Annotated in this window: 23 protein-coding genes and 1 tRNA gene; 13 read left to right on the top strand and 11 right to left on the bottom strand. The window is 61.8% G+C overall.

The features are described from left to right. Window positions 1-15: 15 nt before the first annotated feature. Genes nifW through nifM form a run of 3 tightly spaced genes read left to right on the top strand, consistent with a single transcriptional unit; the run spans window position 16 to window position 1,742 of the window. On the top strand, window positions 16-348 hold the full coding sequence (gene nifW, locus LPW30_RS11175) for a nitrogenase-stabilizing/protective protein NifW (protein WP_025281988.1): 333 nt from the start codon (window positions 16-18) through the stop codon (window positions 346-348). A gap of 57 nt (window positions 349-405) precedes the next feature. Beyond that, window positions 406-861, top strand: a complete 456-nt coding sequence (locus LPW30_RS11170; RefSeq protein WP_239680882.1) for a nitrogen fixation protein NifZ — start codon at window positions 406-408, stop codon at window positions 859-861. 32 nt (window positions 862-893) lie between these two features. After that, window positions 894-1,742, top strand: coding sequence for a nitrogen fixation protein NifM (nifM, locus tag LPW30_RS11165; protein WP_239680881.1), 849 nt, complete (start codon window positions 894-896; stop codon window positions 1,740-1,742). A 146-nt stretch (window positions 1,743-1,888) separates the two neighbouring features. On the opposite strand, the gene LPW30_RS11160 is transcribed toward nifM, so the two are convergent. The 5 genes from LPW30_RS11160 to LPW30_RS11140 form a co-directional block, all read right to left on the bottom strand. Continuing rightward, entirely contained in the window at window positions 1,889-2,608 is a 720-nt protein-coding gene (locus LPW30_RS11160; protein ID WP_025281985.1) for an MBL fold metallo-hydrolase, read from the bottom strand. A gap of 158 nt (window positions 2,609-2,766) precedes the next feature. After that, the gene (locus LPW30_RS11155; protein ID WP_025281984.1) at window positions 2,767-2,967 is read right to left on the bottom strand and encodes a YgaP family membrane protein; all 201 of its coding nucleotides are present in this window, start codon (window positions 2,965-2,967) and stop codon (window positions 2,767-2,769) included. A 48-nt stretch (window positions 2,968-3,015) separates the two neighbouring features. After that, complete coding sequence (locus LPW30_RS11150) at window positions 3,016-4,314, bottom strand: citrate synthase (protein WP_025281983.1); 1,299 nt, start codon at window positions 4,312-4,314, stop codon at window positions 3,016-3,018. 152 nt (window positions 4,315-4,466) lie between these two features. After that, on the bottom strand, window positions 4,467-5,003 hold the full coding sequence (locus LPW30_RS11145) for an invasion associated locus B family protein (protein WP_025281982.1): 537 nt from the start codon (window positions 5,001-5,003) through the stop codon (window positions 4,467-4,469). Between the two features lie 40 nt (window positions 5,004-5,043). Then, window positions 5,044-5,120 (bottom strand) — tRNA-Arg (locus LPW30_RS11140). A gap of 183 nt (window positions 5,121-5,303) precedes the next feature. Here LPW30_RS11140 and LPW30_RS11135 point away from each other — a divergent pair. The 3 genes from LPW30_RS11135 to LPW30_RS11125 are packed head-to-tail and all read left to right on the top strand — an operon-like array spanning window position 5,304 to window position 9,041. Continuing rightward, the gene (locus LPW30_RS11135) at window positions 5,304-6,584 is read left to right on the top strand and encodes a nucleotide sugar dehydrogenase (protein ID WP_026623625.1); all 1,281 of its coding nucleotides are present in this window, start codon (window positions 5,304-5,306) and stop codon (window positions 6,582-6,584) included. 60 nt (window positions 6,585-6,644) lie between these two features. Beyond that, entirely contained in the window at window positions 6,645-7,652 is a 1,008-nt protein-coding gene (locus LPW30_RS11130) for an NAD-dependent epimerase (protein ID WP_025281980.1), read from the top strand. Between the two features lie 33 nt (window positions 7,653-7,685). Next, a complete protein-coding gene (locus tag LPW30_RS11125) occupies window positions 7,686-9,041 on the top strand; it encodes a phosphohexomutase domain-containing protein (RefSeq protein WP_025281979.1) in 1,356 nt (451 codons plus the stop codon). Window positions 9,042-9,093: 52 nt separating this feature from the next. On the opposite strand, the gene LPW30_RS11120 is transcribed toward LPW30_RS11125, so the two are convergent. Then, window positions 9,094-9,927 carry a foldase protein PrsA gene (locus tag LPW30_RS11120; RefSeq protein WP_025281978.1) on the bottom strand — a complete coding sequence of 278 codons (834 nt, stop codon included), beginning with the start codon at window positions 9,925-9,927 and terminating at the stop codon, window positions 9,094-9,096. 35 nt (window positions 9,928-9,962) lie between these two features. Next, window positions 9,963-10,262, bottom strand: coding sequence for a YciI family protein (locus tag LPW30_RS11115; RefSeq protein ID WP_025281977.1), 300 nt, complete (start codon window positions 10,260-10,262; stop codon window positions 9,963-9,965). Window positions 10,263-10,460: 198 nt separating this feature from the next. Here LPW30_RS11115 and LPW30_RS11110 point away from each other — a divergent pair, with 198 nt between their 5' ends. The 7 genes from LPW30_RS11110 (at window position 10,461) to LPW30_RS11080 (ending at window position 16,066) form a co-directional block, all read left to right on the top strand. Next, entirely contained in the window at window positions 10,461-11,078 is a 618-nt protein-coding gene (locus LPW30_RS11110) for an L-threonylcarbamoyladenylate synthase (protein ID WP_025281976.1), read from the top strand. A 6-nt stretch (window positions 11,079-11,084) separates the two neighbouring features. Further along, on the top strand, window positions 11,085-11,762 hold the full coding sequence (locus LPW30_RS11105) for a site-2 protease family protein (RefSeq protein WP_238625072.1): 678 nt from the start codon (window positions 11,085-11,087) through the stop codon (window positions 11,760-11,762). 38 nt (window positions 11,763-11,800) lie between these two features. Next, a complete protein-coding gene (locus LPW30_RS11100) occupies window positions 11,801-13,018 on the top strand; it encodes a tryptophan--tRNA ligase (protein WP_025281974.1) in 1,218 nt (405 codons plus the stop codon). Window positions 13,019-13,027: 9 nt separating this feature from the next. Further along, the gene (locus LPW30_RS11095) at window positions 13,028-13,894 is read left to right on the top strand and encodes a segregation and condensation protein A (protein ID WP_239680880.1); all 867 of its coding nucleotides are present in this window, start codon (window positions 13,028-13,030) and stop codon (window positions 13,892-13,894) included. Then, a complete protein-coding gene (gene scpB / locus LPW30_RS11090) occupies window positions 13,891-14,439 on the top strand; it encodes an SMC-Scp complex subunit ScpB (protein ID WP_025281972.1) in 549 nt (182 codons plus the stop codon). Before LPW30_RS11095 ends, scpB begins: the two co-directional genes overlap by 4 nt. 149 nt (window positions 14,440-14,588) lie before the next feature. After that, entirely contained in the window at window positions 14,589-15,383 is a 795-nt protein-coding gene (rluB, locus tag LPW30_RS11085; RefSeq protein ID WP_025281971.1) for a 23S rRNA pseudouridine(2605) synthase RluB, read from the top strand. Continuing rightward, on the top strand, window positions 15,380-16,066 hold the full coding sequence (locus tag LPW30_RS11080; protein ID WP_239680879.1) for an endonuclease III domain-containing protein: 687 nt from the start codon (window positions 15,380-15,382) through the stop codon (window positions 16,064-16,066). The genes rluB and LPW30_RS11080 overlap by 4 nt, the downstream gene beginning before the upstream one ends. Before the next feature lie 21 nt (window positions 16,067-16,087). Here the strand turns inward: LPW30_RS11080 and LPW30_RS11075 are convergent, their stop codons facing one another. The 4 genes from LPW30_RS11075 to LPW30_RS11060 are packed head-to-tail and all read right to left on the bottom strand — an operon-like array spanning window position 16,088 to window position 23,073. Beyond that, window positions 16,088-18,154 carry a TonB-dependent receptor plug domain-containing protein gene (locus LPW30_RS11075; RefSeq protein WP_239680878.1) on the bottom strand — a complete coding sequence of 689 codons (2,067 nt, stop codon included), beginning with the start codon at window positions 18,152-18,154 and terminating at the stop codon, window positions 16,088-16,090. 19 nt (window positions 18,155-18,173) lie between these two features. Continuing rightward, window positions 18,174-20,258, bottom strand: coding sequence for a putative bifunctional diguanylate cyclase/phosphodiesterase (locus LPW30_RS11070; RefSeq protein WP_239680877.1), 2,085 nt, complete (start codon window positions 20,256-20,258; stop codon window positions 18,174-18,176). Further along, window positions 20,255-22,615 (bottom strand): ATP-binding protein, encoded by a 2,361-nt coding sequence (locus LPW30_RS11065; protein WP_239680876.1) that lies wholly within the window; start codon window positions 22,613-22,615, stop codon window positions 20,255-20,257. Before LPW30_RS11065 ends, LPW30_RS11070 begins: the two co-directional genes overlap by 4 nt. Then, entirely contained in the window at window positions 22,612-23,073 is a 462-nt protein-coding gene (locus tag LPW30_RS11060; protein ID WP_025281966.1) for a YfiR family protein, read from the bottom strand. The genes LPW30_RS11065 and LPW30_RS11060 overlap by 4 nt, the downstream gene beginning before the upstream one ends. Between the last annotated feature and the right edge of the window lie 115 nt (window positions 23,074-23,188).

Genomic DNA, 23,188 nt, shown 5'->3' with positions numbered 1-23,188 from the left:
AAAGAGGATCACGCCATGAACGCTGAAGCCCTGCAAGACGACCTCCAGGATCTGGAGTCCGCCGAGGACTTTCTGGAGTACTTCGACATCCCCTACGACGAGGCCACGGTCAAGGTGAACCGCCTGCATATCCTGCAGCGTTTCCACGACTACCTGGCGGCTCAGACACCGGGAGAATCCGGCGACGCTGGCGCATTGAGGGACCTGTACCGGGGCCTGCTGGCTCAGGCCTACAGCGATTTCGTGAATTCCGATGCCCAGACCGAGAAGGTATTCAAGGTCTTCCAGCGCCCCCCTCCGGGCGTGGCTTACGTATCCCTGGACGAGGCCTTCGGCCGCAAGTCATGAACCCATCCACGGGCACCCGCCCGAGAAGCAAGGCATGGCAAGGATAAGGAACAGCACATGAAGCCCATGTACGAATATGGTGAACGGGTGCGCGTGGTGCGCCCGGTACGCAACGATGGCAGCTACCCGGGCATGGACCGGGGGAGCCTGCTGGTGCCCAGGGGGAGCGTGGGCGTGGTGATCGATATGGGCCGATTCCTTCAGGATCAGGTCATCTACACCGTCAACTTCATGGATCATGGCCGCATCGTTGGCTGCCGCCAGGAGGAGTTGCTGGATGCCGATGCCCATTGGGTGCCCACCCGCTACGAGTTCCGCGACAAGGTGACGCCCCGGATTCCGCTTGGCATCAAGGGGCAGCCGGTGGTGGAGGCCGGTGTGGTGGGTGAGGTCTGCAAGGTGCTGCGGGACCTGCCCGATGGGGTGGAGTACCACGTGAATTTTGAGGGGCGCGTCCTGCAGGTCCCCGAATCGGCCCTTGGAGACCCTCCGGGGGAAGACATGACACCGTGAATCCACATCAAGCATTTTGAGCGGGAGGCCGTATGACGCCCACACTGGAACATCGCCCGGAGCTGGCCTACATTGAACTGCGCACGGCGCTGGACAGCTTCGAGAAGCCACTGGGTAAACTGGATGAGGCAGAGCGACGGACTGTGCGTGCCCGCTCGGCCCGGGCCTATGAGATCGGTGCTCGGGCACTGGCATCGGACCAGGCGCCGGATGTGCATGTGCCGCGGGAGACGCTGGACCATGCCCTGGCAGAGATTCGTGGTCGCTACCCGGACGAGGCCGGCTTTGCGGCAGAGTTGGAAGCTCATGGGTTCGACCTGGCCAGCTTCCGCGAGGCGCTGCATCGGGAGCTGCGCCTGGAAGCCGTGCTGGATCGCGTGGCCAATCGCTCGGCCCAGGTCAGCGATCTGGATGTGAAGCTCTTCTACTACCTGCACCTGGAGCGGTTCCAGGTGCCCGAATCACGCACCGTGCGCCAGATCCTGATCACCATCAATCCGGACTATCCTGAAAACACCCGCGATCAGGCGAGACAACGACTGCAGGCCTTGGCCGATGATCTGACCGGGGATGTGGAGCAGTTTGCCGCCCAGGCCAGCCGTCACTCGGAGTGTCCCAGTGCCATGAAGGGCGGCTTGGTGGGCAAGGTACCCAGGGGTACCCTGTTTGCCTCCCTGGACGATGCGCTCTTTGGCATGAAGGCGGGGCAGGTGAGCCCGATTGTCGAGACGGAGATGGGGCTGCACGTCCTGCTGTGCGAAGACATTCACGCGGCGCACACCATCCCCTTGGCGGAGGTGGAAGCGCGTATCCGCGAGAAGCTGGAAAAGCGTCGCCGCAGTGTCTGTCAGAGGGAGTGGCTCAAGAGCCTTGAACCCTGACACTTCCATGCCTCCAGAGGCAATCGTGGGAGCGGCCCTCGGCCGCGAAGAGGGGCCGCACACAAGCATCCAGGTCGCTGCCGCGGCAAATCGCCGGCAGGTCGGCCCCCACGCAAGGGCAGGGCGCTCCTTGCCCTTTGGAAGAATCAGCTTTGACTGCCCTGGGCTCCCACCGGCGCCTTCTCCGGCCCATAAGGGCCACTGCGTACCCGATCATGTTCTTCCATGCGGTAATGCACGAAGGCCGCCTCGTCCTCGAAATGCATGAAGGGGTTTCCCTGAGCCTGTTCCGCCAGGGTGGAGGTGGGCTGCACGCCATAGTCATGTCCGGGATGGATGACCGTTCGACCCGGAAGCTCGTCCCGCAATCGCTTCAGGGAACGGAGCATCGCCTTGGGGTCTCCCTGCTTCAGGTCGCATCGGCCGCAACCGTACACGAACAGGGTGTCTCCGGTGATCAGATCATCACCCAGGTGGTAACAGGTGCCGCCCGGGGTGTGTCCCGGTGTGTGTAGCACGCGGATCAAGGTATCGCCCAGACGGATTTCGTCACCATCGTTATGCAGCACGGCATCCGTCGGAGCCTGGCCCCAATAATCGGCCTCGGCCTGGAGCAGGTGTACTTCGGCCCCGGTCTGCGCACGCACCTCGTCCAGACCGTTGATGTGGTCCTGATGGGTGTGTGTGAGCAGGATGTGGGTGATATCAAGCCCCAGTGAGCGGGCCCTTTCCAGGGCTTCATCCACTTCCCAGGCCGGATCCACAATGGCGGCCTGACGGGAGGCCTTGTCTTCCAGCAGGTAAATGAAATTGTCCATGGGGCCCAGTTGCAGGGTATGGACGACGTGGGTGGGGGATGCGGTCATGAAGGTCCTCCAGAAGGCAAGGGCACGGGTCCAGTACCACGCCCCTCCCCGAAAACGGGAAGGGGCGGTAGTCAGTTCACCCCCAATGATCAAGAGGTGGGCTCAGGCCCTGGGGTCGCCACCCGCTAACCACGGGCATGGCATGAGCCGGGTCGAATTCAGCTGAAGGCTTCGCCCGGTTTCATGCCGAATTTCTTGAGCACGATGGCCAGCGGGCAGAACCCGGTGAAGGCCGATTGCAGCAGGTTGAGGCCCACAAATGCCGTGAGCCACAGCCACAGGGGGCTGAGCAGCGACAGCAGCAGGCTGAGCAGAATCATGCCACCGGCAAATGCCAGTACTGCGCGATCAATCGTCATGGTGCTTCCCTCTCCGTTGATTTAGGGTCTCCTAATATAGAGGTGCGCTCAACGCTTCTCAATGGGCACGTAGTCCCGGGTGGCGGCGCCGGTGTACAACTGACGGGGGCGGCCGATACGGGATTCGGGGTCCTGCATCATCTCGCACCAATGCGCATTCCAGCCCACCATGCGGGCCAGAGCGAAAATGGCGGTGAACATGTTCAGCGGAATGCCCATGGCACGCAGGATCAGGCCCGAATAGAAGTCCACGTTGGGGTAGAGCTTGCGTTCCTTGAAGTACTCGTCCTCCATGGCGATGCGTTCCAGTTCCATGGCCACCTCGAACAGGGGTTCGTTCTCTGCGCCCATCTCCCGCAGCAGTTCATGACACATCTTGCGGATGATCTTGGCACGGGGGTCGTAGTTCTTGTACACCCGGTGCCCGAAGCCCATGAGGCGGAAGGAGTCGTCCTTGTCCTTGGCGCGATTGACGAAGTACTCCACCGACTGGCCACTTTCCACGATGGACTCGAGCATTCGCACCACCTTCTCGTTGGCGCCGCCATGCAACGGGCCCCAGAGGGAGGCGATGCCGGCGGAGACGGCAGCAAAGGGGTTGGCCTCGGAACTGCCGGACAGGCGTACCGTGGAGGTGGAGGCGTTCTGCTCATGATCGGCGTGCAGGATCAGGATCAGGTCCAGCGCCTTGGCAAATACCGGGTTGGGCTCGTAACGCTCCGTGGGCACCCCGAACATCATGCGCAGGAAGTTTTCCGAATAGCCCAGTTCGTTGTCGGGATACAGGAAGGGCTGGCCGACGGCATATTTGTAGGACCAGGCGGCGATGGTGGGCATTTTGGAGATCATCCGATGGGCGGCGATCTCCCGGTGGCGCGGGTTGTGCACATCGGTGGTGTCGTGGAAGAAGGCCGACAGGGCGCCGAACACACCTACCATGATGGCCATCGGGTGGGCATCGTGCCGGAAGCCGTCATAGAAGCGACGGATCGCCTGATGGGGCATGGAGTGCTTCTGGATGATGCGGGTGAAGGTTTCCAGTTCGGTGGCAGTGGGCAGCTCACCGTAGAGCAGCAGGTAGCAGGTTTCCAGGTAGCTGCTGTGTTCGGCGAGTTGCTCGATGGGGTACCCCCGGTACATGAGGATGCCCTGATCGCCATCGATATAGGTGATATCGCTGCGGCAGCTGGCCGTGGACATGAAGCCCGGGTCGTAGGTGAAGTAGCCCAGTTCCTTGGACAGTGGCCGGATGTCCACGGTGGCCGGGCCCTGGGTGCCTTCAAGCACGGGCAGTTCCACCTGCTTGCCGGTGGCGTTATCGATAACCGTGACGGTACGGGATGTCATGGGTTGTCCTCGTCGTCCGTTGTTCGGATGATTGGTCTCGGGGCCGCGCCCCTGATATTTGCTTCGCGACCAGCCCACTGGGCGGCCCCAATGCCACACTTTATTGCGATGCAGCACCCAGCGTCTACGATTTCTTTCACTGGGGTGATGTCTTACTTGATCTCGCGACTGGCGGCTGTGAACCCCATCAGTGAGACATCGGCCACCAGGATTTGCTCACTGTTGAAGGGCCGGAAGCCCACACGCATGTTGGTTCCCGCGCGCATGGCCTCTTCCAGTTCCGGGTTCAGCGGGCGGGCCGTCAGGCACCCTTGTTCGAAGCAGGTAAGGAACGGCGCGTTGTATTCCTCGCCGTCGTCCACCTGCATGACGATACCCGCCCGCAGATCCAGCCCCAGGGGCAACAACACCTCGATGATGCGGGTGCCATCGCGCATGTCGCGGATGTTCACCTGCATGGCGGGTCCGCGACCTTGGGCACCATCCATCTCCAGGGTCTGCTGAATCTGGCAACGTTCGGTACCTTCAACCTCCAGGCACACGCTCTGCCAGTCCTGATGCATGGTACGGGTGGGCTCGTTGGCGCCCGCGCTCCACGGCAGCATCAGCAGGGCCATGGCGGCCAGGCCGGAAAACAGGGTGAGGTGGCGTATTCCAGGGGTGCGTGACTGCGGGCTATGGTTCGACATTGAAACCTCCATGGTGGGGCAAGGTGGATGCTTGAAAGAATGGCGCCCCGGGCAGGGTTCGAACCTGCGACCTTCCCCTTAGGAGGGGGACGCTCTATCCAGCTGAGCTACCGGGGCATGTTGGGCCGGGACGATGAGGGTATGCCTGCTGTGGCAGGGGCCGACTCAAGGGTCGTATAGGATAGCCAAGATCCCGGGAGCCCGAAAGTGCGGGCTGCCGACTGGCCCTGCAAGGTCGCGCGATCGCGGCATTTGCGGTATCTTTCCGGCTTCGAGGAAACGGCCTGGAAGGATGCTCCCATGAGCGAAAAGATCGGTGTCATTGGACTGGGTTATGTGGGGTTGCCCGTGGCCCTGGGCTTCGCCCGCCACTATCCCGGCACCATCGGTTTTGACATCAGCGAACGGCGTATCAAAACCCTCAAGGAAGGGCATGACTATACCGCCGAGGTCACTCCCGAGGAATTGGCGGAGCACGATCTGCTCTACACGCGGGACCCGGCCGACCTCAAGGGCTGCACCTTCTTTGTGGTGACTGTGCCCACCCCCATCGACGAAAACCGTCAGCCGGACCTCACTCCGGTGATGAAGGCCTGTGAGACCGTGGGGCAGATGCTCACCCCCGGTGCCGTGGTGGTGTTTGAATCCACCGTGTATCCAGGCGTGACCGAAGAGATCTGTGGCCCCATTCTGGCCCGGGTGTCCGGTCTGCGTCAGGGCCAGGACTTCAAGCTGGGTTACTCCCCGGAACGCATCAATCCGGGCGACAAGGAACATACCCTGACCCGCATCGTGAAGGTGGTCTCCGGCGAGGACGCGGAAACGCTGGATCGGGTGGCCGAGGCTTATGGCCGCATTATCGAGGCCGGTGTGCACAATGCCCCCACCATCAAGGTGGCGGAGGCTGCCAAGGTGATCGAGAACACCCAGCGAGACCTGAACATTGCCCTGATGAATGAACTGGCATTGATCTTCGATCGTCTGGACATCCGCACCAAGGACGTGCTGGAGGCAGCGGGCACCAAATGGAACTTCCTGCCCTTCAGCCCTGGTCTGGTGGGCGGGCACTGCATCGGTGTGGACCCCTACTACCTCACCGCCAAGGCCAAGGCCGTGGGTTACTACCCCCAGGTTATCCTGGCCGGGAGGCGCATCAACGATGGCATGGGCGCCTACATTGCCCAGCGCCTCGTCAAGCTGCTCATCGAGCAGGATCACCCGGTGAAGCGCGGTCGTGTGGGCGTGCTCGGGCTCACCTTCAAGGAAAACGTGCCGGACCTGCGCAATTCACGGGTGCCGGACATCATCCGCGAACTGCGTCAGTTCGGTATCGAACCCCTGGTGCACGACCCCCTGGCCGACCCGGAAGAGGCCCGCCATGAATACGACCTGGAACTGGTCGACCTGGATGCCTTCACGGAGCTGGATGGTCTCATCCTGGCCGTGCCCCATCGGGCCTACCTGGAAGACGGCGCCGGTGCCCTCTGCACGCGCCTGAGCGAGGGCGGCGTGTTGCTGGACGTGAAATCAGCCCTGCATCCCGACGACATCCCGCAAATCACTCGCTACTGGAGCCTGTAAGCCACGGCTGGCGATGGTTTGCGACGGCACGGCCCAAATTGACAACCAAGGCAACATGATATGAAGGTTCTTGTGACCGGCACCGCCGGATTCATCGGTTCGGCCCTGGCCATGCGGTTGCTGGATCGGGGAGACGAGGTGATCGGCGTCGATAACCTCAACGATTACTACGACGTGAACCTCAAGCTGGCCCGGCTGGATCGCATCAAGGACCATGCCGGATTCACCGAGGTGCGTGCCGATATCGCCGACCGGGCCGTGATGGAAGAGACCTTCGCCCGTCACAAGCCACAGCGGGTGGTCAACCTGGCAGCTCAGGCGGGGGTGCGCTACTCCCTGGAGAACCCCCACGCCTATGTGGAAACCAATCTGGTCGGGTTCATCAACATCCTTGAGGGGTGTCGGCACCACGGGGTGGAGCATCTGGTGTATGCCTCCTCCAGTTCCGTGTATGGGGCCAACACCACCATGCCTTTCACGGTGCACGATAACGTGGACCATCCCATGAGCCTGTATGCGGCCAGCAAGAAGGCCAACGAGCTCATGGCCCACACCTACAGTTCCCTTTACGGCCTGCCCACGGCCGGCCTGCGCTTCTTTACGGTGTATGGCCCCTGGGGGCGACCGGACATGGCCCTGTTCATGTTCACCCGCAATATTCTCGAAGGCAAACCCATCGACGTCTTCAACTACGGCCAGCATCGCCGCGATTTCACCTACATCGACGACATCGTGGAAGGCGTGATCCGCACCCTGGACAAGGTGGCAGAGCCCAATCCCGAATGGTCCGGCGACAACCCGGATTCAGCCAGCAGTTTCGCCCCGTATCGCCTGTACAACATCGGCAACAATCAACCGGTGGAACTGCTTCACTACATCCAGGTGCTTGAGGATTGCCTGGGACGCAAAGCCGAGAAGAACCTGCTGCCACTGCAGCCTGGCGATGTGCCGGATACCTATGCGGATGTGCAGGACCTGGTGGCCGACGTGGGCTATCGGCCCGCCACCCCGGTGGAGCAGGGAGTGGAGAACTTCGTGCGCTGGTACCGGGATTTCTACCAGGTCTGAACATTCAAGCCCACTCAAGACGACAGGTTTCCCATGTCCGCGCCGCTGCCCTGTTTCAAGGCCTACGATATCCGTGGGCGCATCCCCAATGAACTCAACCCCGATCTGGCCTACCGTATCGGACGAGCCTACGCCGGGGTGATCGCCCCCAGGGGCGCGGTGGCGGTGGGTCAGGATATCCGGCTCAGCAGCCCGGAACTGGCCCAGGCCGTGATCCAGGGCCTGAACGATGCCGGTGTGAATACCTGCTCCCTGGGACTGTGCGGCACCGAGACGGTCTACCACGCTGCCTCACTGGGTGGCATGGGCGGCGGCATCATGGTGACGGCCAGCCACAACCCCATGGACTACAACGGCATGAAGCTGGTGCGCGAACAGGCCATCCCCATCAGCGGGGATACCGGGCTCAAGGAGATCGAGCGGCGGGTTCGGGAAGGAGATCCCGGGCCGGTGGCTGACGTGCACGGTGAGGACCGCAGCCTGGATGTGATGCAAGGCTATGTGGAACGGGTCCTCGGTTTTGTCGAGTTGTCGACCCTGCGTCCGTTACACCTGCTGGTGAATGCCGGCAATGGTGCCGCTGGCCCGACCTTTGATGCCCTGGCGGCGCGGCTGCCGTTTCGTGTGACCCGCATCCACCATGCGCCCGATGGCCGTTTTCCCAATGGCATTCCCAACCCCCTGCTGCCGGAAAACCGCGCCGTTACCGGCGAGGCCGTGGTGGCCCATGGTGCCGATCTGGGGATTGCCTGGGATGGGGACTTCGATCGCTGCTTTGTCTTCGATGAACGGGGCGAGTGCGTGGAAGGCTATTACATGGTGGGCCTGCTGGCGGCACAGATGCTGGAGAAACAGCCGGGCTCACGCATCGTTCATGATCCACGGCTCACCTGGAACACGCAGCAGATGGTGCAGGCCGCCGGGGGGGTGCCGGTGATGAGCAAGACGGGTCACGCCTTCATCAAGGAGCGCATGCGCCGGGAAGACGCCCTCTACGGCGGCGAGATGTCAGCTCACCATTACTTTCGTGATTTCAGCTATTGCGACAGCGGCATGATCCCCTGGCTCTTGACCGCCGAGCGCATGAGTCTCACGGGCAAGCCGCTGTCTGCCCTGGTGGAGGAGCGTATCCGTGCCTACCCCTGTAGCGGCGAGATCAATTATCGGGTGGAGGATGTGCCCGGCACCCTGGAGCGGGTGACGCAGTTCTATCTTCCCCAGGGACCGCAACTGGACGACACCGATGGGCTTAGCATGGAATTTGCCGAGTGGCGCTTCAACCTGAGGGCCTCCAATACCGAACCGGTGATTCGCCTCAACGTGGAAGCCCGGGGGGATGCCGGGTTGATGCGGGAGAAGACGCGGGAGCTGGGTGGTTTGATTACCTGACTGCCCGGGGCAAGCTGGAGCCCGCAGGGGGCTCCAGAAACACCAACCTGGCTTACCGCAACCGATCTTCGTGAATCTCGATGGTCGCCCGCTCGCGCAGTTCGTCCACGTAACCCTGCAGCGCCTCGGTGGCCAGGATCTGTTCCAGGCGACCCCGGGATGCCTCGAAGGTGGGCAGGGTCAGTTCGCGGTTTTCCTCATGCAGGATCACATGCCAGCCGAACTGGGACTCCACCGGAGAATCGGAGTATTCACCGGCCTCCAGCGAGGCCAGTGCCTCGGAGAACGCCGGTACCATCATGTCCAGCCGGAACCAGCCCAGGTCGCCACCGGACTCGGCGGAGGTGTCCTGGGAATATTCCCGGGCCAGATCCGGGAACGAATCCCCCTGATCCAGGGCCTCGATCAGCACCCGGGCCTCCTCTTCGGTGTCCACCAGGATGTGCCGGGCCCGAAATTCGCGGGCGTCCAGAGCGGCGATCTGTCGGTCATACTCGGCCCGCAGTTCTGCCTCGGAGAAATCCTGTTCCTCCAGGTAGCGCTCCACCAGCGTGTTTACCAACAGATTGGTGCGGGTGCGCTCCAGTTGGCGAAGGATTTCCGGATCCTCATGCAGACCCTTTTCAAGAGCCTCCTGGCGCAGCAGCTCCATGTTCACCATCTCATCCAGGGCCGACTCCGGCGATTGCAATTCTCCGTGATGGTGCCCGGACATCTGCCGGAGCTGCAGAAAATCAGTGAGGTCCCGATCCGTGATGGGGATGTCATTGACCACGGCCATGGCGTCACTGTGGTCAGCGCGCTGGTCGGGCGACGGTTCCGATGAACAGGCGCCCAGAGCGAGGATCACGGCGGCCAGCAGCGGGAGAGACTTGAATGGGGTCATGGAATGCGTGTCCTTTGAATGATCCTGCTCAGGGTTCAGGGAAAGACCTTCTTGAAGGGCTTGACGGTCACCTGGGCATACACGCCTGCGGCCACGTAAGGGTCGGTGTCGGCCCAGGCCTGAGCGGCGTCCAGAGAGTCGAACTCGGCCACCACCAGGCTGCCGGTGAAGCCGGCGGGACCCGGATCGGCACTGTCGATGGCCGGATAGGGGCCGGCCAGCACGAGACGACCGGCATCCTGCAGGGTCTGCAGGCGCTCAAGATGGGCAGGGCGGGCCGAGCGGCGTTTTTCCAGACTGTCTTCCACGTCCTGACTGATGATGGCGTAGAGCATCAAGCACCTCCTGGCGGGCAACGGATAAACGTCGGGAAGGGTAACCCACCCGGTCCATGGAATACAGCGCCCGCCACGGCCCCGCCGAGGTTCACCCCGATGCCTTCAAGCCGGGCGAAACCATTCGGGCGATGGCCGCTGGGTCTGATAAACTTGCGGGTTCAACTTCCGACCGCTCAGGGATACAGCATGAGTCGCGTGATCGAGATCCATCCGGTAGACCCCCAGGCGCGCCTGATCAGGCAGGCTGCGGACGTGGTGCTGGAGGGTGGCGTCATCGTCTACCCCACGGATTCCTGCTATGCCCTGGGGTGTGCCATGGGCAACAAGGCGGGCATGGAACGTATTCGCCGCATTCGCCAACTGGATGAGCAGTATCACCTCACCCTGGTATGTCGAGATCTCTCGGAGATCTCGGTGTATGCCAAGGTGGACAACACTGCCTACCGGCTGCTCAAGGCGCTCACGCCGGGGCCTTATGCCTTCCTGCTCAAGGCCACCCACGAGGTGCCCAGACGCCTGCAACATCCCAAACGCAAGACGGTGGGGCTGCGCATCCCCGATAATCCCATCTGCAACGCGCTGCTGGAGGCGGTGGGGCAGCCCCTGATGAGTTCCACCCTGGAGCTGCCGGGTGATGATCATCCCATGTCCGATACCTTCGAGATCCGCGAACGCATGATGCCGCTGGTGGATCTGGTGATCGACGGTGGCGCCTGCAGCCTGGAGCCCACCACGGTGATCGATCTGGAGGGGGATGTACCCCGGCTCATGCGGCGTGGCCGGGGTGAAGTACCCCCGGGTCTTGAGGAGTAGGGCTCCATGGACGGCATCTTGCAGATCATCGCCATCTGGGCCCTCCCGGTGCTCTTTGCCATCACCCTGCACGAGGCCTCTCACGGACTTGTGGCCAAGCAATTGGGCGATCCCACGGCCAAGATGCTGGGCCGGCTCACGGCCAACCCCTTCAAGCACATCGATCCGGTGGGGACCGTGCTGGTGCCCATTGGTCTCTTGCTGTTCACCGCGCTGACCCCGGCGCCGCCGTTTGTCTTCGGCTGGGCCAAGCCTGTGCCGGTGAATACCAACAATCTCAGAAATCCGCAGCGCGACATGGCCATTGTGGCCGTGGCCGGGCCCACTGCCAATCTGCTCATGGCCATCTTCTGGGCCCTGATGATCAAGCTTTCCGTGCTACTGCAGGGCAGCCTGGACTGGGTGGCCACGCCGCTGTTCTACATGGGCATTGCCGGCATCACCATCAATATCCTGCTCATGGTGCTCAACATGCTGCCCCTGCCGCCGCTGGATGGAGGGCGCGTGGTGGCCGGTTTTCTGCCGCCCCGGGTGGCGGCCCGCTATGAGCGCCTGGAGCCTTACGGGCTGGTGATCATTCTGATTCTTCTGTTTACGGGCATTCTGGGGGCCATCCTGTTCCCGGTTTACGGTTTCTTCGTGGATCTGCTCCAGACCGTGTTTGCCCTGCCATCCTGGCGTTAACCGATTCGTTTATCCAACAGCATGTGTGAGGAGTCCACTTGAGTTCCCTGCCGACACAAAATCAGCGCGTCCTGTCGGGCATGCGTCCCACGGGCCGACTGCATCTGGGCCATTATCACGGCGTTCTCAAAAACTGGGTTGAACTGCAGCACTCCTACGAGTGCCTGTATTTCGTTGCCGACTGGCACGCCCTGACCACGCATTACGAAGACCCGCGCGTGCTCGGTGAGAGCGTATGGGAGATGGTGGTGGACTGGCTGGCGGCCGGGGTGAGCCCGGGTTCCTCGCGGATCTTCATTCAGTCCCGCGTGCCGGAGCATGCGGAGCTGCACTTGCTGCTTTCCATGATCACGCCTCTGGGCTGGCTGGAGCGGGTGCCCACCTACAAGGATCAGCAGGAGAAGCTCAAGGAGCTGGACCTGGCGACCTATGGGTTCCTGGGTTATCCCTTGCTGCAAAGTGCCGATGTGCTCATCTACAAGGCCGGTCTCGTGCCAGTGGGCGAGGATCAGGTGTCCCACCTGGAGGTGACCCGCGAGGTGGCCCGGCGCTTCAACCACCTCTACGGCTGCGAGCCCGGCTTCGAGGAAAAGGCCGAGGCGGCGGTGGACAAGATGGGCAAGAAGAACGCCCGCATGTACCGGGATCTGCGTCGTCGCTACCAGGAGAAGGGTGAGGACGAGGCCCTGGATGTGGCCCGCGCCCTGCTGGAGACTCAGCAGAACATCTCTTTGGGGGATCGTGAGCGCCTGTTCGGGTATCTGGAAGGCGGCGGTCGCATCATTCTCCCCGAGCCCCAGCCGCTCCTTACCAAGGCCTCCAAGATGCCGGGACTGGACGGGCAGAAGATGTCCAAGTCCTACGGTAATACCATCTCCCTGCGCGACGAGCCGGCGGATGTGGAAAAGAAGATCCGCACCATGCCCACCGACCCGGCCCGTGTGCGTCGCACCGATCCGGGTGATCCTGACAAATGCCCCGTATGGCAGCTGCATCAGGTGTACACCACTGAAGACGTGCACAACTGGGTGCAGGAGGGGTGTCGTTCGGCCGGTATCGGCTGCCTTGAGTGCAAGCAGCCGGTGGTGGATGGGGTGCTGGCGGAACTGGGTCCCATGCAGGCCCGTGCCAAGGACTATGAGTCCGATCCCAATCTGGTGCGCTCCGTGGTGGCAGAGGGCTGCGAAGCGGCTCGCGACATTGCCCGGGATACCCTGGAAGAGGTCCGGCGCGCCATGGGGCTGGCCTACCGATGAACGCCACCGATGAGTGATGAGCCGTCTGTCCTCTCGCCTGCGTCCGAGTGCGTGGGCGAGGATGAGGCGGTCACTGCTCGGGTCCGCGGAGAGCCGCTGACCCTCACGCCCAAGGATCTGTACATCCCGCCGGACGCCCTGGAGGTCTTCCTTGAGACCTTCGAGGGTCCGCTGGATCTGCTGCTGTATCTGATCCGCCGCCAGAACCTGGATGTGCTGGATATCCCCATCGCCGAGATCACCCGGCAATACATGAAGTACATCGAGCTCATGCAGGAACTGCGTCTGGAACTGGCGGCGGAGTACCTGGTGATGGCGGCGGTGCTGGCAGAGATCAAATCCCGCATGCTGCTGCCACGTGCCGCCGAGGTGGAGGATGAGGAGGATCCCCGCGCGGCGTTGGTGCGTCGTCTTCAGGAGTATGAGCGTTTCAAGCAGGCGGCTGAGGATCTGGACGACCTGGCGCGTCTGGAGCGGGATATCTTCATGGCCGCCATGGAACCGCCTCCCATGCATCATGAAAAGCCTCTGCCGGACGTGGGCCTGGACGAGTTGCTGCGGGCCTTTCGTGAGGTGCTGGGGCGGGCCGATATGTTCAGCCACCACCAGATCCAGCGGGAACCGCTCTCGGTGCGCGAGCGCATGAGCCGGGTGCTGGCCTCCCTGGGTGAGCGGGGGCATGTGGAGTTCTGCGCCCTGTTCACTGTGGAGGAGGGCCGACGGGGTGTGGTGGTCACCTTTCTCGCCATCCTGGAATTGATCAAGGGACATCTGGTGGAGTGGGTGCAGTCAGAGGTGTATGCGCCCATCTACCTGCGCCCGGCAGGCCCCCACCCCGGCTGGGATGATGCCGGTGACACACAGCCGAACACATGACCCCGGAACGATTGCAACGCATTCTGGAAGGCGCACTGATGGCGGCGCAACGCCCCCTGTCCGTTGAAGAGCTGGAACGGCTGTTCGAGGGCGACGCCAGCCGCCCCGAGCGGGCCAGCATCCGCGAGGCCCTCAGGGAGATTGCCGAGTCCTGTCAGGATCGCGGCTATCACCTCAAGGAAGTGGGCAGCGGTTACCGTTTTCAGGTGGATGAGGAGCTGGCGCCCTGGGTGTCGCGGCTATGGGAGGAGAAGCCTCCCCGGTACAGCCGGGCCCTGCTGGAAACCCTGGCCCTGATTGCCTATCGGCAGCCCATCACCCGGGCGGAGATCGAGGAAGTGCGAGGGGTGGCGGTGAGCTCCCACATCATCCGCACGCTCACCGAGCGGGAATGGATTCGCGTGGTGGGGCACAAGGAACTGCCCGGGCGTCCGGCGTTGTTCGGGACCACCCGGGGGTTTCTGGATTATTTCAACCTCAAGTCGCTGGATGAGCTGCCCACATTGGCAGAGCTTAGGGATCTGGATCAGCCAGCCAGGGAGTAGGGCAGGCGTGCTCGCCGCTCCTGTTGGATGGGTATGGCCGGTCTCGAAAAGACCTGCGGCTTCCCTCATACTACGGAGTCGATGGGGATCGCGGCCAATGTCCCCGGCTTCCCCTTCCATCCACTGACTGTCTCTCCACGGAACCCTTCATGACCGAACGCCTCCACAAACTGCTCGCCCAGGCGGGCCTGGGCTCGCGCCGCGAAGTGGAGCGCTGGATTGCCCAGGGCTGGATCACCGTCAACGGCAAGGTGGCCAAGGTGGGCGATCAGGCAGGTCCCGATGACGAGATCGCCATCCAGGGTCGCCCGGTCACCGTGGAGTCGCCGGATCTGCGGGTGCTGGCCTACCACAAGCCCGAGGGGGAGGTGAGTACCCGGTCCGACCCGGAAGGGCGGGTCACCGTCTTCGATCACCTGCCCAGGCTGCGCAAGGGTCGTTGGATCAGTGTGGGGCGTCTGGACATCAATACCTCGGGCCTGCTGCTGTTCACCACGGACGGGGAACTGGCCAATCGCATGATGCATCCGTCCCGCCAGATGGAACGGGAATACGCCGTGCGGGTGCTGGGAGAAGTGGATCCCGCCGTGATTCAGCGCCTCCAGGAGGGGGTCACCCTGGATGACGGCGAAGCCCGTTTCGATGAAATCCGCGAGGCCGGCGGCACCGGCGCCAATCACTGGTATCACGTGGTCCTGCGCGAGGGCCGCAATCGGGAAGTACGCCGTTTGTGGGAATCTCAAGGGGTGACGGTGAGCCGCCTCATCCGGGTGCGCTACGGGCCCGTGGAACTGGATCAGGGTCTGCGCTCGGGGCGCTGGCGGGAGCTGGCTCCCGATGAGATGAAACGCCTGTATTCGGAACTGGAACTGAAATGGAAGCGCCCCCGTAAACCCGCGCGGATCGCCCGCCCGCCCGGCACCCGTCGTCTCCCCAGGCAGTGAATGCGCAGCGCCTGAAGCAGGTCTTTGATCGCCTCTCCAATCACCATGGCCCCTCGAACTGGTGGCCAGGTGACAGCGGGTTCGAGGTGATGGTGGGCGCCATCCTCACCCAGAACACCGCCTGGAGTAACGTGGAGCAGGCCATCGCCAATCTGAAAAGGGCCCAGGCGCTTGCACCTGAGCGCATCCTGGCGTTACCGCCCGAAGAGCTGGGGCAACTGATCCGCCCTTCCGGGTATTTCAATGTGAAGTCGAAGCGCCTGCGGTCCTTTTGTCAGTGGTACCTGGAACAGGGCGGTGAGGCGGTCCTGAGCACATGGGATACCGGGATGCTGCGTACCCAGTTGCTGTCGGTGAACGGAGTGGGGCCGGAAACCGCCGATGACATCCTGCTGTACGCCTTTGAGCGCCCGGTGTTCGTGGTGGATGCCTATACCCGCCGACTGTTCTCACGGCTGGGAATGGTCGACGGCGATGAGCCTTACGAGAGCCTGAGGGCCTCGGTGGAAGCAGTGATCGGCGACGACGTGCCGATGCTCAATGAGTTGCATGCGGTGATCGTGATCCATGGCAAGGATGTATGCCGTCCCCGGCCCCGTTGCAGTGACTGCGTGCTGCTGGGTGAATGTCCGACGGGGCAGGGGCTGAACCGGTTTCCACCCGCCACCCCCCGTTCCCCCTGATTGCCAAGAGGTCGGGTTTGGTCAGAAGCTGAGCCTGATCTGCCCGTAAACACCCCGACGCGTTTGAGCCGGCTGGAACGTTGGGGCCACGGAAAAATACTCGGTCCGTTCGGAATCCAGCAAATTCTGCGCCACCAGGGCCAGCTCTATCGCGCTGTCAGGTCGCCAGGCCATCCTGAGATCCATGGTGGTATAGGCATCCAACGGGGGCAGAAAGGGTCGGTCGCGCTGGTCCACGTGCCGGACCCACATGTCCAGATCCGTTTGGTGATTGAGGCTCCATGAACTGCGCAATGAGGTGATGTGTCTGGGGATGAAGCTGGAAAACAGTTGATCCCCCCCCGTGAACTCACCCGTGTCATTGAAGCTGTAGGCAAGTTGGAAACGCAGCCTCTCCGTGGGTCTCCAGTCCCCTGAAAGCTCCACACCCGTTACGGTGAGTTCGCCGGTATTGATGAAATCATTGGGGGCAATCAGGTATTGCTGATCTTCGCTGATCAGGAGGTCGTCGGGATCCGTGATCAACGCAGCTGTTCTGAGATTGTCGTAACGATGCATGAAGGCCGTCACGTCCAGGTAGACTTCGGGGGAGAGCTGCCCCCGGTAACCTGCCTCGAACGCCGTCAGGCGTTCTGACCCAAAACGATCGTTACCGCGCACTTCGCCTTGTATGGGCAAGTCGGCCACTGAGTCGTCCAGCGGAGAGTCAAACGAGACCACGCCGGGGGGTGCCACTGTCAGGATATAGTCTGCTGTGCGTTCCCCCCGTGAAGGAATGCGTTTGGCCTGGGATAGCGAACTCCACAGACTGTGTTGGGGGGTCATGTTCCACAGCATGCGGATGGTGGGCTGGATTTCGGTGCTGGTGTAGCTGTTGTAATCCAGTCTTCCCCCCAGCGTCAGTCTCAGACCGTCGGTGAGTTCAATCTCGTCTTGAGCAAACAGGCTGGCAAGGTGCAGGGTTTCCCTTGACTGTGCAATGCGCGTGGTCAGGCCGTCGGAGAGGGTGTCCCGATACCAGCGATAACCGGCACCCCAGGTGAGCGTATGCTGGCCCGAAAAACCGATACGCTGCTGTAATTCAAGATCAACGATATGCTGCTGTTGATCCGCCAGCATGGTGGCCTCCAGGTCGGAGTAACTCCAGGAGGCATTGACTCTGATTTCAGAGCGCTCCGAAGTCTTTCGGGTCATGCTGGTTTGCAGATCAACGCCAGAGAAACGGTCGGTGATGTTTTCCACCCGTCGGTACGTGGGGGGAGGCTGGAAGGGATCCCTGACAACACCGATCCCATCCGAGTCCGTTCGATAGAGATTGCCGGAAACCATCCATTGGCCCGCCATCTCGTCTCCATCCATACGAAACCCTGCCGATAGATGATTGGCTTGATCACGATGATCGTCGCCGGATTCCTTCAAGGAATCACGGTGGCCACTGTTTCGCAGATACACGCTGAAGCTGCTGTCTTCTCCAAGGCTTCCTCCCTGTCTCAGCAGGGTGAACGGGCCGGTCACATCACCATACCCGGCACTGACCAGCGTGCCATGGGTGCTGTGTGACGAACGGGTGATGATGTTGATGACCCCATTGACCGCATTCACCCCCCAGACGGCTCCACCCGGGCCCCGGATGACTTCGATACGCTCGATGTTCTCCAGGGGAATCTGCAGCGTATTCCAGAGCACCCCGGAAAAGCTGGGGCTGTAGGCACTGCGCCCATCCACCAGTACCATGAGCTTGTTGGAGAGGTATTCCGTATGGCTGCGAATGGAAACGGCCCATCGGTCGGCGCTGATACGGGCCACATCCACACCAGGGGCCAGACGCAGCGCCTCCGGCAGGGAGCGGGCGCCCGACCGCCGTATATCCTCAGCGGTGATGACGTGTGCGGCGGCGGCCACATCGGAGAGAGGCTGGGCACGACGGCTGGCGGAGATCACCTCCTGCTGGAGCAGGTCTTCCAGAGACAGATCAAGAAAGCGCTCAATGCCCGAGTTCTGTGCGTTGGCAGCGGCGCTGGCACCACAGAAGATGATCAGAAGACAGGAAATGACGGGGATGCGTCTGCGGGTGGCTGACCTGTCCATGACATGCGCGCTCATGATGTTATGAAAGACGATCAAAATCCCAGTTCTGTCCGAGCAAGTCCGGGATCTGTTCTGCTGCAACGGGCTTACTGAAATAATACCCCTGAAGAGTGTGGCAGCACTGCTGCATCAGGATCTTCACCTGCTCCAGGTTTTCCACACCCTCGGCGGTCACCGTGAAGCCCATGCTTTCACTCAAGGAAATAATGGCTCTTATGATCGCCAGGCTTCCGGCATCATGGGGGAGTCCATGGACGAAGCTGCGGTCCACCTTGAGGTTGTGCAAAGGCAGCCGCGCCAGGTAGCTCATGGATGAGTAGCCGGTACCGAAATCATCCAGAGAAAATTTGACCCCCAGTTCCTGCAGTTCATGCAGGGTTTGCAGTGTGGTCATGCTCTCGTCCATGAGTGTGGTTTCCGTGATCTCCAGTTCAAGGAATTCTGCGCCCAGCCCGGTGTCCTCGAGAATGTCCCGCACCTTGCGCGTCAGGCTGCCGTTTCGGAATTGCACGGGCGAGAGGTTGACCGCCATCGCCAGTGGCAGGCCCATGGCCTGCCAGCGAGCGGCGTCCTGGCAGGCCATGCGCAAGACCCATTCGCCAATGGGGACGATCAGCCCATTGCCTTCGGCCAGGGGGATGAACTCCGCGGGTGATATCAGCCCCTGCTGTGGGTGCCGCCAGCGGATCAGGGCTTCGACGGAGTGGATTTTCCCCGTCTGCAGATCCACCTGGGGTTGATAGACGAGGAAAAACTCCTGTGCTTCCAGGGCACGGCGCAGGTCGCTCTCCATGTTCAGACGCCGCATGGCCTCATGGGTGAGCGAGGGGCTGTAAAACTGAGCATTGTTCCGCCCCAGAAATTTGGCATGGTACATGGCCGTATCGGCATGTTTGAGCAGTGTGTCGGCATCTTCCCCATCATCCGGAAATACGGCAATGCCGATGCTGGCGGTGACGACCATCTCCCGATCGGCAATGAAGAATGGCTGTTGCATGAGTTCCTGTATCCGGTGGGCTGCCACCAGGGCATCCTCGGGATGGTTCATGTCCGGGATGATGACGGTGAATTCGTCCCCACCAAGACGGGCCAGGCTGATGTTCTGATGCTGGGTCGAAGGGCGGGATACCGTATCCGTGGGACGCACACCCAGTCGCAGGCGGTGGGAGGCATGCTTTAGCAAGATATCACCGGTGGCGTGGCCCAGCGTGTCGTTGATCTGTTTGAAACCATCCAGGTCCAGGAACAGCACGCCCAGCTGGCTGCCACTGCCCTGGGCACGATGGATTTCACCCGCCAGGCGATCCACGAGATGCTGGCGATTCGCCAACCCTGTCAGCGTGTCGTAATAGGCCAGTCGGTGTATCTCATCGTCTGCTTCCTTGCGTCGTGTGATGTCTCGAATGAGGCAGAGTGTTTCCTGATCGTCGATGATCACGATACGGGTCTCGAAGTAGCGAACGGGCCCGTCCACCTCCTGAAGCGAGTATTCAATATCCTGCAACTCGCCGGCTGCACGCGCCTTTCGTATGGCCTCCGTATAGGCCCGGGAAACCTCCTCGGGCAGGCTGCCCTGCACACTGGCCCCGGGTCCGGGATGGGCCTGGTCATGGTGCCCCGCCAGCCGATCCAGCACGATCCCGTCATCACTGAGCCGCAGGAGGGTGTCCGGTAGCGCACTCAGGATGGCGGCGTTGCGAGCATTGGCCCGTTGCAGATCAACTCGGGTCAGGTGCGTGCGCCACAGGTACTTGATCCGATGTCCGATGAGGTTCCAGTGGATGGGTTTGGAGATGAAGTCGGTGGCGCCGGCCTCGAAGGCTCGGGCAATGGAGTCCACGTCATCCATGCCAGTGACCATGACGATGGGGAGTTCATCACCAGCCAGGTGACGCAGGCGTCGGCAGGTCTCGAAACCATCCATGCCGGGCATGTCCACATCCAGCAGCACCATGTCGCAAGGCGTTTGTGCGAAAGATGCCAGTGTCTGTTCACCATCCTCGGCTCTGATCGTCAGGAAGTCCGCCGCCTCCAGAGCAGCGGTCATGAGCATGAGTGCGGTGACATCGTCGTCGGCCAGCAGAATCCTTACGGGCTCGTTCATGGGGCCGCCTTGATCCGTTCGCGGATTTCATTGAGGGTTGCGCGTGATACCTTCTGGAAGGGTGTGGACAGGGCATCGGTATCACGCATGCGATTCTCACGTGCGCAGACTTCCAGTTGCCGGCAGATCTCGGAGAGTCGCCTGGCCCCCACGTTTCTGGAGCTGGATTTCAGGGCGTGGCTGGCGCTGCGCAGGCCTTCCACATCGCCTTTTGTCAGGGCCTCTTCGATCTTCTGGATCAGCGGGGGGCCGGTATCCAGGAAGGCCTGCAAAACTCTGGTCAGAAGGTCCTGGTCCGGGGTCAGCGCTTTCAACTCATCGAGATCCTGCGGATGCAGCATGGGGAGGTCATCGACATTGCATTCCTGGGCAGAGGGCGCCGCCTGGGTGGGGGCGGTGGTGGTGGCAGTGGGAAGCCATTGGCGCAGCAGGGTGTGGAGTTGCTCGATGGTGTAAGGTTTTGGCAGGCAGGCCTGCATGCCGACCGCCAGGCATCGATCCTGTTCCTCTCTGGAGGCATTGGCCGTCAGCGCGATGATGGGAGTCCTGTCGCGGCCTGGCACGCGACCTTCACGTATGGCCTGGGTTGCCTGATAGCCGTCCATGATCGGCATGCGACAGTCCATCAGAATCAAGTCCACCGCGTTGGCCGTCAGCATGGACAATGCCTGCTCTCCCTCATGGGCCACGCGGACCCTGAGCCCCAGCTGCTCCAGCATGGCACGGGCAACCAGTTGGTTGACCGGGTTGTCTTCAACCAGAAGGATACAGCCATCCAGCCTCTGGTCCCGGTCGATATCCTGCCCTGGTCTGGCTTCCTCGAGTGTGTCTTGCGTATCGGTGCGGCAGGTACCCAGCGGTAGTTCCAGATGAACGCATAAAATCGACCCTTGTTCAGGAATGCTATCCACATGGATGCTGCCTCCCATCAGTTCTACCAGCCGTCTGCAGATCGCCAGCCCCAGGCCGGTCCCTCCGTAGCGCCGGGTCGTTGATCCGTCTGCCTGTGCGAAACGCTCGAAAATCAGATCTTTGGCCTGAGGCGTCATCCCGATGCCGGTATCCTTGACCTGCAGGTGAATGGATCCCTTTTGGTCGGGCGTGATCTCGATCGTGGCACACACCTGAATGCTGCCTTGATGGGTGAACTTCACCGCATTGCTCAGCAGGTTGGTCAATACCTGGCGGAGTCTGAGGGGGTCGCCCCGAAACCAGAATGCCTGATTCGCGGGACAGAACTCCGTGGAGAGGCTCAGGCCCTTTCTGGCGGCAGGTTCCTGAAACAATTGGACGCAGCCATGGACCAGCGCCACCAGATCAAAGTCCACCGACTCCAGTTGCATATGGCCAGACTCCGCCTTGGAAAAGTCCAGGATATCGTCAATGATGCTCAGCAGGTGTCGGCTGGTCTGGAGAGCCGTTTCCGCATATTGGCGCTGCCTGGGGTCCAGAGGGCCGTGCAGCAGCATCTCGTTCATGCCCAGCACGCCATTCATCGGGGTACGGATCTCGTGGCTCATGTTGGCCAGAAACTCGCTCTTGGCCTGGTTGGCGGCTTCTGCGGCCTCCTTGGCTTGCAGCAACTCGGCGGTTCGGGTTGATACTTCTTCTTCCAGACGCACCTTTTGCAGGCCCAGGCGTCGATCCCTTTCCTGGATTTCTTCCAGCATGCTGTTGAAACCCTGTGCAAGTGTACGGATTTCAAGGATATCGCTGTTGCTGGCACGCACACCCAGGTCGGCATCTTGCGTGACACGCTTCATCAGTGCAGTCAGGGCCGAGACCGGCTGGATGACGCGGGCTACCAGAGTCGCCATCAGGATCCGGCTGGTGAGCAGAGCCAGGGCGGCGGCCACCGCGGTGATCAGGATCAGCACCACCATCTGGATGTAGAGCGATCGCAGGCCGATGACGGTCTGAATGGCTCCCAGGGTGTCGTCTTGCAGTGTGATGGGTTGGGTCAGCCTGACCGCAGTCAGACCGTAGCGGGTCTCTTCCTGAGGGTTCCACTTATGATGAGCCCGAATTCCGGGCGCCGATTCATAATGGGCGAAGGGCTCACCATGGCGGTCGTGGATGACCGCCGCCTGGACATCGGGGGAATGACGCAGGGAGGCAAGTAAATCTCCGGCGGCCTTCCTGTCATCGAACAGCAGGCTCGCTGCGGCGTTTTCCGCCAGGACCCGGGTCTTCACCCGATTGGCATCCACCATGCTGAGCAGGTTGACGGTCAATCCCCCGAGAATGGTGATGACGGCCATGATGGTGACCGAGATCACCAACGCCGCGCCATTGATACGTCGTAGTCGGTCCGCGAGGGAAGGGGGTGGATCACTGCCGGGAGCGGAGGTGGTCATTGCTCCACCTCTTCTGCCAGGCGAAGCAATCTGGAACTGAGATTCAGACCCTGGGCGCGGGCTGCGGTCAGGTTCGCTTCAAAGGCGATACGATTTTGCTGCGTGATCATGTTGATCGCCACTCCCCGACGCATGGCGCTGGGCGAGTCGGCCACGGTCAACACGGGTGAGCCATCCACTGTCCCGAGGATCTGCGGCAGCTGACCGATGGCGGAGCGGCTGATGAAGACCAACTCGCAGTTGCTTAACTCGTTCAGGGTGGGTGTCAAATGGACGCTCAGTCGGCGGGTACCCACCGATCGCTCCTCAAGCTTGAGGAGGTCGGCGCCGAACGGGTCACTGCCGTACACACACAGGTTCAGGGTATCACCTACGTGTTCCGGCCACTCGGTGAACAGAGCAAAGTTATATAGAAAGGCGGCCTTGAGCTGGTACTCGGAAGGGGCGCCCGCGGCCATGTGGGCGGGCAGGCAAACAAGCAGACAAAGAACCAAAGCCTGTGCGGCCCTTCTCATTCGCGGCATGTCACCCGCCCGCGATCGCGTTCCATATCTTCGAATCCTGTTCCGATAC

Source organism: Ectothiorhodospira variabilis (assembly GCF_022227625.1).
GTDB classification, from domain to species: Bacteria; Pseudomonadota; Gammaproteobacteria; order Ectothiorhodospirales; family Ectothiorhodospiraceae; genus Ectothiorhodospira; species Ectothiorhodospira haloalkaliphila.
Note: the sequence above shows the minus strand (reverse complement) of the source record. Positions and strands in the feature narration are given on the sequence as shown.